General features: G+C 64.5%; 10 protein-coding genes and 1 pseudogene. 6 read left to right on the top strand and 5 right to left on the bottom strand.

Going from position 1 to position 15,929, the window contains the following annotated elements; genetic code table 11:
* Window positions 1-10 precede the first annotated feature (10 nt).
* A complete protein-coding gene (gene mexE / locus PIN01S_RS08790) occupies window positions 11-1,237 on the bottom strand; it encodes a multidrug efflux RND transporter periplasmic adaptor subunit MexE (RefSeq protein WP_084335283.1) in 1,227 nt (408 codons plus the stop codon).
* 197 nt (window positions 1,238-1,434) lie between these two features.
* Window positions 1,435-2,354: pseudogene (locus tag PIN01S_RS08785) on the bottom strand (LysR family transcriptional regulator).
* A gap of 310 nt (window positions 2,355-2,664) precedes the next feature.
* Between PIN01S_RS08785 and PIN01S_RS08780 the strand changes: the two are divergent.
* From PIN01S_RS08780 to ku, 3 genes are all read left to right on the top strand, one after another.
* Window positions 2,665-3,681 (top strand): zinc-dependent alcohol dehydrogenase family protein, encoded by a 1,017-nt coding sequence (locus PIN01S_RS08780; protein WP_084335282.1) that lies wholly within the window; start codon window positions 2,665-2,667, stop codon window positions 3,679-3,681.
* A gap of 957 nt (window positions 3,682-4,638) precedes the next feature.
* Window positions 4,639-5,499, top strand: a complete 861-nt coding sequence (locus tag PIN01S_RS08775) for an SDR family oxidoreductase (protein ID WP_084335281.1) — start codon at window positions 4,639-4,641, stop codon at window positions 5,497-5,499.
* A 25-nt stretch (window positions 5,500-5,524) separates the two neighbouring features.
* On the top strand, window positions 5,525-6,460 hold the full coding sequence (gene ku / locus PIN01S_RS08770) for a non-homologous end joining protein Ku (protein ID WP_084335280.1): 936 nt from the start codon (window positions 5,525-5,527) through the stop codon (window positions 6,458-6,460).
* A 284-nt stretch (window positions 6,461-6,744) separates the two neighbouring features.
* Here ku and PIN01S_RS08765 read toward each other — a convergent pair whose 3' ends face one another.
* The 3 genes from PIN01S_RS08765 to PIN01S_RS26730 form a co-directional block, all read right to left on the bottom strand.
* A complete protein-coding gene (locus PIN01S_RS08765) occupies window positions 6,745-6,921 on the bottom strand; it encodes a con-10 family general stress protein (protein WP_084335279.1) in 177 nt (58 codons plus the stop codon).
* A 179-nt stretch (window positions 6,922-7,100) separates the two neighbouring features.
* Window positions 7,101-7,760 (bottom strand): DUF6766 family protein, encoded by a 660-nt coding sequence (locus PIN01S_RS08760; RefSeq protein WP_084335278.1) that lies wholly within the window; start codon window positions 7,758-7,760, stop codon window positions 7,101-7,103.
* Between the two features lie 73 nt (window positions 7,761-7,833).
* Entirely contained in the window at window positions 7,834-7,992 is a 159-nt protein-coding gene (locus PIN01S_RS26730; protein WP_169715807.1) for a hypothetical protein, read from the bottom strand.
* Between the two features lie 328 nt (window positions 7,993-8,320).
* Between PIN01S_RS26730 and PIN01S_RS08755 the strand changes: the two genes are divergently transcribed.
* Genes PIN01S_RS08755 through glgB form a run of 3 tightly spaced genes read left to right on the top strand, consistent with a single transcriptional unit; the run spans window position 8,321 to window position 15,844 of the window.
* Window positions 8,321-10,261 carry an alpha-1,4-glucan--maltose-1-phosphate maltosyltransferase gene (locus tag PIN01S_RS08755; RefSeq protein ID WP_244506029.1) on the top strand — a complete coding sequence of 647 codons (1,941 nt, stop codon included), beginning with the start codon at window positions 8,321-8,323 and terminating at the stop codon, window positions 10,259-10,261.
* A 22-nt stretch (window positions 10,262-10,283) separates the two neighbouring features.
* The gene (treS, locus tag PIN01S_RS08750) at window positions 10,284-13,628 is read left to right on the top strand and encodes a maltose alpha-D-glucosyltransferase (RefSeq protein ID WP_084335276.1); all 3,345 of its coding nucleotides are present in this window, start codon (window positions 10,284-10,286) and stop codon (window positions 13,626-13,628) included.
* Window positions 13,625-15,844 carry a 1,4-alpha-glucan branching protein GlgB gene (gene glgB, locus PIN01S_RS08745; RefSeq protein ID WP_084335275.1) on the top strand — a complete coding sequence of 740 codons (2,220 nt, stop codon included), beginning with the start codon at window positions 13,625-13,627 and terminating at the stop codon, window positions 15,842-15,844. Before treS ends, glgB begins: the two co-directional genes overlap by 4 nt.
* The last annotated feature ends 85 nt before the right edge of the window (window positions 15,845-15,929 follow it).

The following is a 15,929-nucleotide window of genomic DNA, read 5'->3' as shown; positions in this document are numbered from 1 at the left end:
CGCTCGGTTATCAGCTTCTCGGTTTGGCCGGTGCGCGCCGGTCGGCGACCCGTGGCGCCTGGGCCGCTTCCACGGCACGGCGCTGTTCGCGCAGGGCGGCGAGGGTCTGCTCGTCGGCCATCGGCACGTCCTGGGCCTGCACCGCCATGCCCGGGCGTACCCGCTGCAGGCCGTTGACCACGATGCGGTCGCCTTCGCCAAGACCGTTGCGAACGATGCGCAGGCCCTGCAGCTTCGGTCCCAGGTCGATGGCGCGGTAATTCACCTTGCCTTCCGCGTCGAGCACCAGGACGAACTTCTTGCCCAGGTCGGTGCCCACCGCGACGTCCTTGATCAGCACGGCGTCGTAGGTGCCGCTGCCGACCAGCTTGAGACGGGCATAAAGGCCGGGGGTGAAGCGGCCGTCGCGGTTGTCGAACACGGCACGACCGCGGATGGTGCCGGTACGCGGGTCGACCTGGTTGTCCATGAAGTCCATGTGGCCCAGGTGCGGATGGCCGTCCTCGTTGCTCAGGCCGAGGTAGACCGGGCTTTCCTCGCCGCGCGCGCCCTGGCGGGCCAGCTCGTTGTACTTGAGGAAGACGCGCTCGTCGGCCTCGAAGTAGGCGTAGACCTTGTCGGTGGAAACCAGGGTGGTGAGCAGCGATTCGCCGGTATTGACGAGGTTGCCGGCGGTCACCTCGGCGCGGCCGACGCGACCGTCGATGGGGGCAGTGACCTGGGTGAAGCTGAGGTTGAGGCGGGCGGCCTCCAGTTGCGCCTGGATCGCGGCGACCGCGGCCTTGGCTTCCTGGGCGGCGCTGGCGCGGGCATCGGCCAGTTCGGCGGAGATCGCGTTGCTCGAACGCAGGCGCTCGCCACGCTGGGCCTCGCTGGCGGTACGGGTCTGGTTGGCGCGGGCCTGTTGCAGTTGCGCTTCCAGACGCTTCACCTCGGCCTCGAACGGACGCGGGTCGATCTGGAACAGCAGGTCGCCTTTCTTCACCAGCGAGCCTTCGGTGAAGGCGACGCGGTCGATGTAGCCGGAAACGCGCGGGCGGATTTCCACCGATTCCGGTGCTTCCAGGCGGCCGGTGAGCTCGTCCCATTCGTTAATGGGCTGCTGGATCACCTTGGCTACGCTGACGCTGGGCACCGGAGCCGCGGTAGTGGCTTCCGGCGCGCGGCCGCAGGCACTGAGTACGACGACGGCAAGAGCGGCCAGGGGCAAACGCAAGGCCTTGAGTGACTGTTCCATTGCTGACTCCGCTAGTCGGATTAATAGACCCGTGAAGTCTGCTGGCGGCCCCTGCCGAGCGCTAATCGAACGCTAAGATTTTGATTATCACGAACAATGATGTTTGCACTGCACCAAGGTGGCGCCATCGATGGACGGAAAGACGGCGGTCGGCGCGAATGGACAGGTGCCGTGAACCATGACGGTGCCGCCCGGAATCATTGCAGGCTGTCCGGATCGCCGACGAACATCTGGATGCGCGAACGCAGCCAGCGCTCGGCGGGGTCGTTGTCCAGCGCACCGCGCCAGGCCATGGACAACTCGAAGGAACGCTCGGTTTCGAAGGGCAGCTCTTCCACGCGCAGACCGCCGCCGGCCGCCAGCACGTCGGCGGCATAGTCCGGCACCGTGGCGACCAGGTCGGTGCCGGCCAGCAGGCTGCCCAGGCCGTTGAACTGCGGCACCGCCAGCACCACCTTGCGGGTGCGATTGAGCACGGCCAGTTCCTCGTCGATGAAGCCGTCGAGGTCTCCGGCGAACGACACCATGGCATGCGGCCGGGTGCAGAAGTCGTCCAGGCTCATCGGCCCCGGCGCCGAGTCGGCACGTAACAGTTTGGGGCGGCTGCGTCGCAACGTCTTGCGCTTGGAGTTGGCCGGCAGCTCGTCGGTATAGCTCACGCCCACGGAAATCTCGCCGGAGGCCAGCAGGCTGGGCATCAATAGATAGTTGGCACGGCGCACCACCAGCACCACCCCCGGCGCCTCGGTACGGATGCGCCGCAGCATCGGTGGCAGCAGGGCGAACTCCACTTCGTCGGACAGGCCGATGCGGAACACCGCCTCGGCGGTGGCCGGGTCGAAGCTCTGCGAACGGCTGATGGCGGTGGAGATCGAATCCAGCGCCGGCGACAGGTGGTTGAAGATTTCCTGGGCCCGGGCGGTGGGCTCCATGCTGCGCCCGGTGCGGACGAACAGCGGGTCGTCGAACAGCGAGCGCAGGCGGGCGAGGCGGCGCTGATCGCCGGTTGGCCGAGGAAGAGTTTTTCCGCCGCGCGTGTCACGCTGCGCTCGTGCATGAGCGTTTCGAACACGATCAGCAGGTTGAGGTCGACGCGGCGCAGGTCGTTGCGATTCATTCCCTTTCACTCGAAATGCCGGGGGCTCGATCAGTGTCCAATGCTACGCCTGTGCCCGCCAAGCCGAACCGCGCTTTCAAAGCGATATTGCCAGGGTAACCACAACAGGGGTGTATAAATATACACGTGTTTTTCGGTGTGACCAGTATCACGTGCATTGGCGAAACCATCGCACGGGAGCCCATAATGCGCTCCCGCTGCCGCCTTGAATCACTCTCAGGCATGACAACTATCGATCCGGGCGGGTAGTTTTGTCGAACGACAGGGGCTAGAGTCCCCAAGCAATGAAGTGTCAATCCGTGAGGTAGCAATGTCCCGGGTGATCCGTTTTCATCAGTTCGGCCAGGCCGACGTGCTCAAATTCGAAGAGCAACCCACGCCGCAGCCGGGGCCGGGCGAGGTGCTGATCCGCGTGGCGGCCATCGGTGTGAGCTGGAGCGACGTGCTCTGGCGCCAGGACCTGGCTCCGCAACATGCACGGCTTCCTGCCGGGCTCGGCCATGAATTGGCGGGCGAGGTGCTCGCCGTGGGCGAGGGCGTCGACGACCTGTCGGTGGGCACGCGTGTCGCCAGCTTCCCGGCGCACAGCGTCAACCAGTACCCGGCCTACGGCGATTGCATGCTGATGCCGCGTACCGCGCTGACCCGCTATCCGGACCTGCTGACCCCCGTCGAGGCCAGCGTCCACTACACGCCGCTGCTGATCGCCTATTTCGCCTTCGCCGAACTGGCCCGCCTGCAACCCGGCCAGCGCGTGCTGGTGACCGACGGCAGCCGCTGTTCCGGCCCGGCCGCGATCCAGTTGGCCAAGGCCATGGGCGCCCAGGTGATCACCACCACGTCGACGGAAGACGATCGCGAATACCTGACCCAGCTCGGCGCGGACAAGGTGATCAATACCGAAGAGGAAGACCTCGTCGGGCGCATCGCCAAACTCACCGACAGCCGTGGCGTCGAGGTGGTCTTCGACGCCCTGGGCGGCCCGCAGATGTGCATGCTCGGCGATGTGATGGCGCCATGCGGCAAGCTGATCCTTTACGGCCTCAACGGCGGTAACCAGACACCGTTCCCAGCCTGTGCGGCGTTCAAAAAGAACTTTAAGTTCTTCGTCCACTGCGTCTTCGACTTCACTGGCGACCCCGAACTGGGCATCGTTCAGGAACGAGAGGCGTTGGAACGTGCCCTGGCGCGGATCAACCAGATGACCGCCGACCGGCTGCTCACCCCGCAGATCGACCGGGTGTTCGCCTTCGACAAGGTGCAGGACGCCCACCGCTATATGGAAACCTGCCCGAGCCGCGGCCGGGTGGTGTTGCAAGTGGAGTGAGTGTTGGGCGGAGTCTGTTTGCGAATGTGAAGTGCAAGAGCTTCGCCAGCAGAGCTGGCTCCTACGAAACGCGGACGGGTGTCGCGCTCAGCGAGCCGCGACCGAAGCATCGCTGGGCGAATAAATTCGTCCCTAACAGGTATACCGCGAAGTTGAACGCCCGCACGAACTACCCCCTCGCCCCTTTGGGGAGAGGGCTGGGGGCGCCCGGCGGAGGGTGAGGGGGCGGAGTTGCGAATAGCCGCGGACTCATCAGCAACATCGTGCAAGCAAGATTGCGAATTAATTCTCCCACAGCAATGTGCGCTTGCCCGTTTCTTTGCCTACGTCCTATAGCGGCCGCCGCCGCGGCAAAATCCGTGGACGGGCTTGGCTGCCCGACTTTGTTAGGTTCAGCAACTCTCCCTGCCTGCTGACGCACTTTCGCGTCTGCAACGTGCGTTTTATGGCGGGTTGCGTGGGGACACCTTCGGGTGTGCCGAGGTACCTAGCACTCGGTCGGCCAACCCTGCGCAATCCGTCACCTATTCTTGCTTGGCCCGCAAGTGTGACGGTTCCATACCCTGCTAGAAGCCTCATCATGCAACATCCCTTCGGAACCATCTCCCAACCCATCCACCCCTGCAGCGACGGCACTCGCCACCTCTTCTTGGTCCAACCCGGCATCCCCTCTGACCGATGCCCTGGAAAGCGCCTGCCACCTGCTGGACGCCGCCCAAGCCTTGGCGAGCCTGGAGGGCAGCGAGCATGGCGATGCCTGCGGCTATCTGATAGAGATGGCCAGGGCCATGTTGGTGGCCTGTCTGGAGGGACGAGCGGCGTGATCCGCTTGCGATGATCGCCAGCCTCTCCCACGCGGGCGAGAGGCGCCCCCCGGTCAGGAAAGGGGAAACTTTTCCGGCCCGCCGTCAGTCCTCCAAAGACAGGTTGGATTTTCGACGACGGGAGGAAAACAGCATGTCTCAAGCCAAGCAAACCATGCCGCCACAACACCAGGAACGTACGCCCGGCAAGGAAAGTCTGATGCATCCGCGCCCCGACTATAAGGCCGAAGAGTACAAGGCGGCGGGCAAGCTGGAAGGCAAGGTGGCGATGATCAGTGGGGCGGACAGCGGCATCGGCCGTGCCGTGGCGGTGACCTATGCGAAGGAGGGCGCGGACGTCGTGGTGCTCTATCTCGACCAGCGCGAAGACGCCGAAGAAACCCGCCGCGAGATCGAGAAGCTCGGGCGCCGCTGCCTGACCATCGCCGGCGACATCGGCGACCCCGCCTTCTGCCGCAAGGCGGTTGAGCAGGCGATGAGCACCTTCGGCCACCTCGACATCCTGGTGAACAATGCCGCCGAGCAGCACCCGCAACAGCGCCTGGAAGACATCAGCGACGAGCAGTGGGAGCGCACCTTCCGCACCAACATCTTCGGCATGTTCCTGCTGACCAAGGCGGCGTTGCCGCATTTGCAGTCCGGTGCGGCGATCATCAATACCACCTCGATCACCGCCTACAAGGGTAACCCGACGCTGATCGATTACTCGACCACCAAGGGCGCGATCACCGCCTTCACCCGTTCGCTGTCGCTGAACCTCGTCTCGCGCGGTATCCGCGTGAACGCGGTGGCGCCGGGGCCGATCTGGACCCCGCTGATTCCGTCCACCTTCAACGAGAAGACGGTCTCCGAATTCGGCGCCAACACCCCGATGGGCCGCCCCGGCCAGCCGGAAGAACTGGCGCCGGCCTATGTCTACCTGGCCTGCAACGATTCGTCCTACGTCAGCGGCCAGGTGATGCATATCAACGGCGGTTCGGTGGTCAACGGTTGATCCGTCGCGAGCGGGAGGGCACGGCATGCCTCGTGTGATCTGGAAAGGCGCGGTCAGCTTCGGCCTGGTGCACATTCCGGTGTCGCTGGTGCCGGCGACGACCCGCAAGGGCATCGATTTCGACTGGCTGGACAAGCGCAGCATGGACCCGGTGGGCTACAAGCGGGTCAACAAGATCACCGGGAAGGAAATCGAGAAGGAGAACATCGTCAAGGGCATCGAGTACGAGAAGGGGCGCTACGTGGTGATCAGTGAGGAGGAGATCCGCGCGGCGCACCCCAAGGCCACGCAGACGGTGGACATCATTGCCTTCGTCGATGCCGAGACGATTCCCTTCCTGTATATCGACACGCCGTACTACCTGACGCCGGACCGGCGCGGCGAGAAGGTCTATGCGCTGCTGCGCGAGACCCTGGAATCCACTGGCAAGGTCGGCCTGGCCAATGTGGTGCTGCGCTCCAAGCAGCACCTGGCGGTGGTGATGCCGCTCGGTCCGGCGCTGGTGCTCAATACCTTGCGCTGGGCCGATGAAGTACGCGGGGTGGAGGCGATCGATCTGAAGGACGAGGCGGTGAACGCCAAGCTGGCGGAGCGGGAGTTGGACATGGCCCGGCGGCTGGTCGAGGACATGAGCGAGGAGTGGAACCCCGAGCAGTACCGCGACAGCTTCGAGGAACAGATCATGGCCCTGGTCGAGCGCAAGGCCACCGAGGGCAAGATCGAGTCGGTACGCGCTGCTGAGGAGCCTGACGAGCGCCGTAGCGCCGATGTCATCGACTTGACCGAGCTGCTCAAGCGCAGCCTGGGCGGTAGTGGCAAGGGCGCAGGCAAGGCCGGCGACAAGGCAGGCGGCTCCAGCCGCGCCAAGACGGCACCCAAGGAAGAGAGCAAGAGCAAGCCGGCCGCCAAGCGCACGCGCAAGGCAGCCCCTGCGAAGGGCGAGAAGAAGAAGGCCGGCTGACATCGATTTTTCAGAACAGCAAACAATCGCCGGGCAAACTTGATTTGCCCGGCGATTGTTTGTGTTTGGAATTCGGGGGGAGGAGAAATTGATTGCGTTGCGCTATCAACTTTTTGCCGCTTCGTTGTTGTTGTCAGGGTGTCAATTTTATCCGTTTCGCTCGTTTTGAAATCACCCTGATATCGCTTTGATATTTTTGCTTCGAATTGAATTGCTAATTAAAAAGAGAGCGGGAACAGATATAAAAAAGTGGGGCATCCCTGCCCCTAGGCCGGACGCCAGCCTTAGCTGTTGTTGCGTCCGCCATGGCTGTTCTTGCCACCTTTGCGGCCTGCCTCGGAGGCGCGCTCCGGGTCATTCTTGAAGTTGCCGCCGCTAACTTGGCCACCTTTCTGACCCGCTTCCGATGCGCGTTGCGGATCTTCAGCAAAGTTGCCACGACCACCGCGATGTTCTGCCATTGCGAGTACTCCTCTGTGCATTCAAAAAGGAATTTGCCCAACGGAAGCTGGGCTATTAAGGACGTCTTCGACGCCTCATAAAGTGAGAAGCAAGCGGCAGAAAAAGGTTCATAATATTTTTCGCTATTTATTCGCTGAACATATGCGATTGCGTAATTGTTGTTTTACGCATTTTTCCCTCATTCATTCCCGGTTTTACTGTGGGGCGCGTCGACGGCTTTCGACTCCGGCGAGCCTTTCTGTCGCAGGAAGATGCTGAGTACCACCATGAAGCCGATGGAAAAGAACTCGCTCTGCCAGTTCTGTAGCGATTCGAACCAGAACTGGGCGGTGCCCAGATACTCCAGGGTGGTGACCGCCGTACCGCCGTGGAGCAGCTCCTCCTGGCTGAACTCGCGGGCCCCGCTGACGGCATGGAGGAAGAAAGAGAGCAGGAAGAGCACGAACAGCGCGATGCTGAGCGAGTACTCGTAGAGCCTGAGCACCCATCCGCCACGCCGGACCGGCCATGGTGCGTCCGGGTTGACCTCGTACGGGGGGACATTGGAGGGCGGCGTGTCGCCGAACGGCCGCGATTCGGCCGAGCCTTTCTGGAACAGGTAAGCGGTGAGCAGGACATAGGCGAACATCTGCAGGAACTCGCTCTCCCAATTCTCCATGGTCGCCTCCATGAAGTGATCGCTGGTCAGGTAGGCGAGGTAGCCGAGCGTGGGTTGCTGGTGGCTGATCTGGTCTTGGTTGTGCTGCTCGAAACCGACCAGGCTTAGACCGATCTGAAATATCAGGAACAGGCCGAAGAGACTCAACGACAGGCCATTCCTGTGCCATATGCCTTTCATAGCGTTTTCCCCGTACGGGTCGATTGAGGCGGCATCCCTGCCTCGTTGTCCGTGGCGGTGCGTGGTGGCGTGTTCAGTAGGTGGAAGGCTCGCTGTCCGGAATCTTTTCGCCGACCAGCGGCACGCCTGGCTGGTCGTCGAGCGGTTCGTATTCCGGGACCTGGGGAACGTCGCCCGGGTTGTCGTGTACGACCGGGTCGGGCTGCGGAACGTCAGGACGGTGTTGCGACATGGCTGTCTCCTCCCTACGTATGAAAATGGCGGTCTCCACTGCAATGGAGGGGCCCGGACGAGCAGAAGTTCCGGTTCGCAGCGGGGCGGGCGATCGGTGGGAAGCCGCGGGACAGTGAACTTTTTGCCCGCTCGACGGCTCGGAAAAGACAGGCTGGCTTGTTCGTGCTGTCCCCGTCTATCACCGCCTCCCCCCACTACATGACAAGCCAGGTGCCGGCTAAACCTAAGGGGGAGGTGCCGTTGCGCCCGAGGGCGAAGGAGAATGCTCGATGGCCGAAGCCAGATCCCCGTTCGGAACCGATTCCCGGAGCGCGCTGGAAAGGGCCATGGCGGCCCCGCGCATTGCCATCGAGTCCACCTCGCCGGTCATCGAACAGGGGCGTTTCGCGGCCAAGGCCATCGTCGGGCAGCCGGTCGTCGTCTCCAGCAAGATTTTCGCCGACGGCCACGACCAACTGGCCGCCGCGCTGTTCTGGCGCGCCGAAGGCGAGCAGGGCTGGCATCGCACCCGCCTGAAGCATCTGGGCAACGATCTGTGGCAGGCACAGTTCGTCCCGACCAAGATCGGCCCGCACCAGTTCGCCATCGAGGCCTGGTGGGACATTTTCGAAACCTACCGTTACGAGCTGACCAAGAAGCACGCCGCCGGTGTGCCTATTGCCCTGGAGCTGGAAGAGGGGCGGCTGCAGTTCGTCCAGGCCATCGAGCGCAGCCAGGGCGAGACCCGGGCGGTGCTGGTGGAGTTGCTCGAACGCTATAACGCGGCGCCCCACGAGCTGGAAAAGGTGGCGCTGCTGCTCTCCGGTGAAACGATGGCCGCCATGGCTGCCGCCGATCCCCATCGCCACCGGGTGCGCAGCCCGGAATACCCGCTGGATGTCGACCGGCCCCTGGCCCAGTTCGCCAGTTGGTACGAACTCTTTCCGCGTTCGGAGACCGACGACCCGGCCCGTCACGGCACCTTCGACGATGTGATCGCGCGGCTGCCGAAGATTCGCGACATGTGTTTCGACGTGCTGTATTTCCCGCCGATCCACCCCATCGGCCGCAAGCACCGCAAGGGCCGCAACAATTCGCTCCACGCCGGCCCGGACGACCCCGGCAGCCCCTATGCCATCGGCAGCGAAGAGGGCGGCCACGATGCCATCCACCCGCAATTGGGCAGCCGCGAGGACTTTCGCCGCCTGGTGGCCGCCGCGGCGGACCACGGCCTGGAAATCGCCCTGGATTTCGCCATCCAGTGCTCGCCCGATCACCCCTGGCTGAAGCAGCACCCCGGCTGGTTCGCCTGGCGGCCGGACGGCAGCATCCGCTATGCGGAAAACCCGCCGAAGAAATACCAGGACATCGTCAACGTGGATTTCTATGCCAAGGACGCGATGCCCGATCTCTGGCTGGCGTTGCGCGACGTGGTGGTGCACTGGGTGGAAGAGGGGGTCAAGCTGTTCCGCGTGGACAACCCGCATACCAAGCCGCTGCCGTTCTGGGAGTGGCTGATCGCCGATGTGCGAGCCAAGTATCCTGAGGTGATTTTTCTCGCCGAGGCGTTCACCCGCCCAGCGATGATGGCGCGCCTGGGCAAGCTCGGCTTCGCCCAGAGCTACACCTATTTCACCTGGCGCAACAGCAAGACCGAGCTGAGCGAGTACCTCACCGAGCTGAACCGGCCGCCGCTGAGCGAGTGCTACCGGCCGAACTTCTTCGTCAATACGCCGGATATCAATCCGTATTTCCTGCAGACCAGCGGGCGCCCGGGATTCCTCATCCGTGCCGCGCTGGCGACCATGGGCTCCGGCCTGTGGGGCATGTATTCGGGCTTCGAGCTGTGCGAGTCGGCGCCAGTGCCGGGCAAGGAGGAATACCTGGACTCGGAGAAATACGAAATCCGTCCGCGCGACTACCAGGCGCCGGGCAACATCGTCGCCGAGATCGCCCAGCTCAACCGCATCCGCCGGGAGAACGCGGCCCTGCAGACGCACCTGGGGCTGAAGCTCTACAACGCCTGGAACGACCACATTCTCTATTTCGGCAAGCACACGGCCGATCTGAGCAACTTCGTGCTGGTGGTGGTGAACCTCGACCCGCACCACGCCCAGGAGGCGCATTTCGAGATTCCGCTGTGGGAGTTCGGCCTGCCGGACGACGCGGCGATGCACGGCGAGGACCTGATGACCGGGCACCGCTGGACCTGGTATGGCAAGACCCAGTGGATGCGTCTCGAACCGACGATGCCGTTCGGCATCTGGCGTATCCATCCGGCCCGCTGAGGCCCCATAGAAGGACGGCAAGATGGCTCAAGCGAAGAAAGCCCGCGCCCGCAAACCGGCTGCCTTTATCGACGATCCGCTGTGGTACAAGGACGCGATCATCTACCAGGTGCACGTGAAGTCGTACTTCGATTCCAACAATGACGGGATCGGCGATTTCCCCGGCCTGATCGACAAGCTCGACTACATCGCCCAACTCGGCGTCAACACCATCTGGCTCCTGCCGTTCTACCCGTCGCCACGTCGCGACGATGGCTACGATATCGCCGAGTACCGCGGCATCCACCCGGACTACGGCGGCATGGCCGATGCCAAGCGCTTCATCGCCGAGGCGCACAAGCGCGGACTGCGCGTGATCACCGAACTGGTCATCAACCACACCTCGGACCAGCATCCCTGGTTCCAGCGGGCGCGCAAGGCCAGGCCGGGGTCGTCGGCGCGCAACTTCTACGTGTGGTCGGACAGCGACCAGAAATACCCGGAAACGCGGATCATCTTCCTCGATACCGAGAAGTCCAACTGGACCTGGGACCCGGTGGCCGGCCAGTACTTCTGGCACCGCTTCTACTCGCACCAGCCGGACCTGAACTTCGATAACCCGCAGGTGTTGCGCGCCGTGCTCAGCATCATGCGCTACTGGCTCGACCTGGGTGTCGACGGCCTGCGCCTGGATGCGATTCCCTATCTGGTGGAGCGCGAAGGCACCAACAACGAGAACCTGCCGGAGACCCATGAGGTCCTGAAGAAGATTCGCGCCGAGATCGATGCCAACTACCCGGACCGCATGCTGCTGGCCGAAGCCAACCAGTGGCCGGAAGACACCCAGTTGTACTTCGGCGGCAAGGAGGGCGGTGGCGGCGACGAATGCCATATGGCCTTCCACTTCCCGCTGATGCCGCGGATGTACATGGCCATCGCCCAGGAGGACCGCTTCCCGGTCACCGACATCCTGCGCCAGACCCCGGACATCCCGGCCAACTGCCAGTGGGCGATCTTCCTGCGCAACCACGATGAGCTGACCCTGGAGATGGTCACCGACAAGGAGCGCGACTACCTCTGGAATTACTACGCCGCCGACCGCCGCGCACGGATCAACTTGGGCATCCGCCGGCGCCTGGCGCCGCTGATGGAGCGCGACCGCCGCCGCATCGAGCTGCTCAACAGCCTGCTGCTGTCGATGCCGGGCACGCCGGTGATCTACTACGGCGACGAAATCGGCATGGGCGACAACATCTTCCTCGGCGACCGCGACGGCGTGCGTACGCCGATGCAGTGGAGCATCGACCGCAACGGCGGTTTCTCCCGTGCCGACCCGGCGAGCCTGGTGCTGCCGCCGATCATGGACCCGCTGTACGGCTTCCAGACCATCAACGTGGAGGCCCAACTGCGCGACCCGCATTCGCTGCTGAATTGGACGCGGCGGATGCTGTCGATCCGTAAGCAGCAGAAGGCCTTCGGCCGCGGCACGCTGAAGCTGCTGTACCCGGCCAACCGGCGCATCCTCGCTTACTTGCGTGAATTCACCGGGCCCGACGGCAGTAACGAGACCATCCTTTGCGTGGCCAACGTCTCGCGCTCGGCGCAGGCAGTGGAGCTGGACCTCTCGCTGTTCGCCGGCATGGTGCCGGTGGAGATGGTCGGTGGCAGCGCTTTCCCGCCGATTGGCCAGCTCACCTACCTGTTGACCCTGCCGCCCTATGGCTTCTACTGGTTCCTGCTCGCACCGCAGGCGCAGATGCCAGCCTGGCACGCCGAAGCGCCGGAGCCGATGCCGGATTTCAACACGGTGGTGATCAAGCGCGACATGAGCGAGCTGCTGGAAGGTCCGGCGCGGCGCACTCTGGAGCAGGATGCCTTGCCCGCTTACCTGCCGAAGCGCCGCTGGTACGCCGCCAAGGACGAGAAGATCGAGCGCGCCCGGATCGCCTATGGTGTGCCGTTCTGCGCCGGTTCGCAGCCGTGCCTGCTGGCCGAGGTGGAGGTCGAGAACGCCAAGGGGGCGGAGCGCTACCTGCTGCCGTTCGGCACGTTCGGCGAGGACGATCAGGTCGGCGCCTTGCCCCAGCAACTGGCCATGGCCCGCCTGCGCCGGGTGCGCCAGGTGGGCCTGATCACCGATGCCTTCACCCTCAACGGTTTCATCGGCGAGGTGCTCAAGGCGCTGCGCGAGGAGCGGCGCATCGCCTGCCCGGACGGCGAGGTGCAGTTCCTGCCCACTTCGCTGCTCGCCGACCTGGAGCTGCAGGCGGATGCCGAATCGCGCTACCTCACCGCCGAGCAGTCGAACAGTTCGGTGGTGGTGGGCGATGCCCTGGTGATGAAGCTGATCCGCCGGGTCATCGGCGGCGTCCATCCCGAGGCGGAAATGGGCCGCTACCTCACCGAGCACGGTTTCGCCCACATCGCGCCGCTGCTCGGCGAGGTCCGCAGGGTTTCCGCCGACGGCACGCCCCATGCGCTGATCATCGTGCAGCGCTACCTGAACAACCAGGGCGATGCCTGGGAATGGACCCAGGACACCCTGGAGCGGGCGATCCGCGACACCATCGCCGGCGGTATTTCCGAAGTGGAGAACCAGTTCAGCGCCATGGTGGAGCTGGAGAATTTCGCCCGCATGCTCGGCCAGCGCCTGGGCGAGATGCACAGCCTGCTGGCGCAGGCCAACGACGATCCGGCCTTTGCCGTGGAGGTCAGCGACGAGACGGATGCCAAGGCCTGGAGCGAAGCGGTCGGCCGGCAACTGAGCGCGGCCCTGGAGATTCTCGCCGCGCGGCGTGACAGCCTGCGTGCCGAGGATGGGGTCATCGTCGAGCAACTGATCGGCGAGGGCGATGCCTTGCTGCGGGCCATCGATGGCCTGGCGCAGCGGGCGATTGGCGGTTTGCGCATGCGTGTGCACGGCGACCTGCACCTGGGCCAGATCCTGGTGGTGCAGGGCGATGCCTATCTCATCGACTTCGAGGGCGAGCCCGCGCGTTCCCTGGACGAGCGCCGGGCGAAGCACAGCCCCTACAAGGACGTCGCCGGCATCCTGCGCTCCATCGAGTACGCCGCCGCCATGGCCATCCGCCGCGCGCAGAGCGCCGACAGTTCGGAAGAGGCCAACCTCGCTCGCAGCCAGACCGCCGCGACCTACCGCGGCACCACCCGCGAGGCCTTCCTCGAGGCCTATCGCCAGGCCGCCGGAGACATCCCGCACCGCTGGCGCGACGAGCGCGGCGAACAGGCGGCCCTGGATCTCTTCACCCTGGAGAAGGCCGCCTACGAAATCGCTTACGAGGCCGCCAACCGGCCGGCCTGGTTGTCCATATCCCTGCAGGGCCTCGCGGCCCTGGCCGATAAGCTCATCGCTGGAGGTAACCCATGATCGACCGCCTCGCGCAGTCCGCCCGGCAGGACGAGGCGCTGCTGATTTCCACGGCCGTGGTGGATGCGCTGGTCAGCGCCACCCTGGCCGATCCTTTCTCCGTGCTCGGCCCTCATTCGGTACGCGATGGGTTGGTGGTGCGCACTTACCAGCCGGGTGCGCTGGGTGTCACCGCCATCGCCCGCGACAACGGGGAAACCCTGGCCGAGCTGGAGCCTGTGCAGGCGCCGGGCCTGTTCGTCGGTCGTCTGCCGGAGACCCGGCCGTATCGCCTGCGCGTCCGCTGGGCCGGTGGCGACCACGAGACCGAGGACCCCTACAGCTTCGGCCCGCTGCTCGGCGAGATGGACCTCTATCTGTTCGCCGAGGGCAATCACCGTGACCTGGGCCATTGCCTGGGGGCCCAGCCGATGACCATCGAGGGCGTGGAGGGCGTGCGTTTCGCCGTCTGGGCACCGAATGCCCGGCGTGTGTCGGTGGTTGGCCACTTCAACAGTTGGGATGGTCGCCGGCATCCCATGCGCCTGCGCTATCCGGCGGGCGTGTGGGAACTGTTCATCCCGCGCCTGGGGCCGGGCGAACCCTATCAGTACGAAATCCTTGGCCCCAACGGCCTGTTGCCGCTGAAGGCCGACCCGGTCGCCCTGGCCACCGAAGCGCCGCCCGGCACCTCGTCGGTGGTGGCGCAGCCGCTGGATTTCGCCTGGAACGACCAAGCCTGGATGCAGCAACGCGCCTCGCGCCAGGCGGCCAATTCGCCGATGTCCATCTACGAGCTGCACGCCGGCTCCTGGCGCCGCGAGAGCGGGGAGGTCTACAACTGGCGCGAGCTGGCGGAACGGCTGATCCCCTACGTCATCGACATGGGCTTCAGCCACATCGAGCTGCTGCCGATCATGGAGCACCCGTTCGGCGGCTCCTGGGGCTACCAGCCGCTCTCGATGTTCGCTCCCAGCGGCCGCTACGGAACGCCGCAGGACTTCGCCGCCTTCATCGACGCCTGCCACGTGGCCGGCATCGGCGTGATCCTCGACTGGGTGCCCGCGCACTTTCCCACCGACGAACACGGCCTGGCGCGTTTCGACGGCACTGCGTTGTACGAATACGAGCACCCGTTCGAGGGCTTCCACCAGGACTGGGACACCTACATCTATAACCTCGGCCGTACCGAGGTGCATGGCTTCATGATCGCCTCGGCCTTGCACTGGCTGCGGCAGTTTCACATCGATGGATTACGGGTGGATGCGGTGGCCTCGATGCTCTATCGCGACTATTCGCGCAAGGAAGGCGAGTGGATACCGAATCGCTACGGTGGGCGCGAGAACCTGGAGGCCATCGAGTTCCTCCGTCACCTGAACGACGTGGTGGCCCTGGAAACCCCCGGCGCCCTGGTGATCGCCGAGGAGTCCACCGCCTGGCCGGGCGTGACCCAGGCGACCGAGGAGGGCGGGCTGGGCTTCTCCTACAAGTGGAACATGGGTTGGATGCACGACACCCTGAAGTACATGGCCGAAGACCCGGTGCACCGCTCCTATCATCACGACAAGATGACCTTCGGGTTGATCTATGCCTTCTCCGAGCGCTTCATCCTGCCGATCTCCCATGACGAAGTGGTGCACGGCAAACGCTCGCTACTGGACAAGATGCCCGGCGACCGCTGGCAGAAGTTCGCCAACCTGCGCGCCTACCTGAGCTTCATGTGGACCCAGCCGGGCAAGAAGCTGCTGTTCATGGGCTGCGAGTTCGGCCAGTGGCGCGAGTGGAACCACGACACCGAACTGGACTGGTACCTGCTCAACTACGGCGAGCACCAGGGTGTGCAGCGCCTGCTGCGCGACCTCAACCGGCTCTACAACCAGGAACCGGCGCTGTACGAGCGCGATTGCGAACCCGGCGGCTTCCAGTGGCTGATCGGCGACGACCGCGCCAACAGCGTCTATGCCTGGCTGCGCTGGAGTTCCACGGGGCATCCATTGCTGGTGGTGGCCAACTTCACCCCGGTGGTGCGGCATGGCTACCGGGTCGGCGTGCCGCTGGCGGGGCACTGGATGGAAGTGCTCAACAGCGACGCCGAATGCTACGCCGGCTCCAACGTCGGCAATGCCGGCGGCGTGCTGACCGATATCATCGAAAGCCACGGCGAGTCGGTTTCCCTGTCGCTGAACCTGCCGCCGCTGGGGGTGCTCATCCTGCGACCGACGCCCGTGGGCGGATGATCCGGGTATGAACCAGCTCTTGTAGGGGCGAATTTATTCGCCCCTACGGGTGGTCTCCGGGCGTGTTTGTAGGAGCGAGCTCTGC

The organism is Pseudomonas indica NBRC 103045 (assembly GCF_002091635.1).
Classification (GTDB): Bacteria; Pseudomonadota; Gammaproteobacteria; order Pseudomonadales; family Pseudomonadaceae; genus Pseudomonas_M; species Pseudomonas_M indica.
The sequence above is the reverse complement of the archived record's forward strand: the minus strand, read 5'-3'. Positions and strand labels throughout refer to the sequence as shown.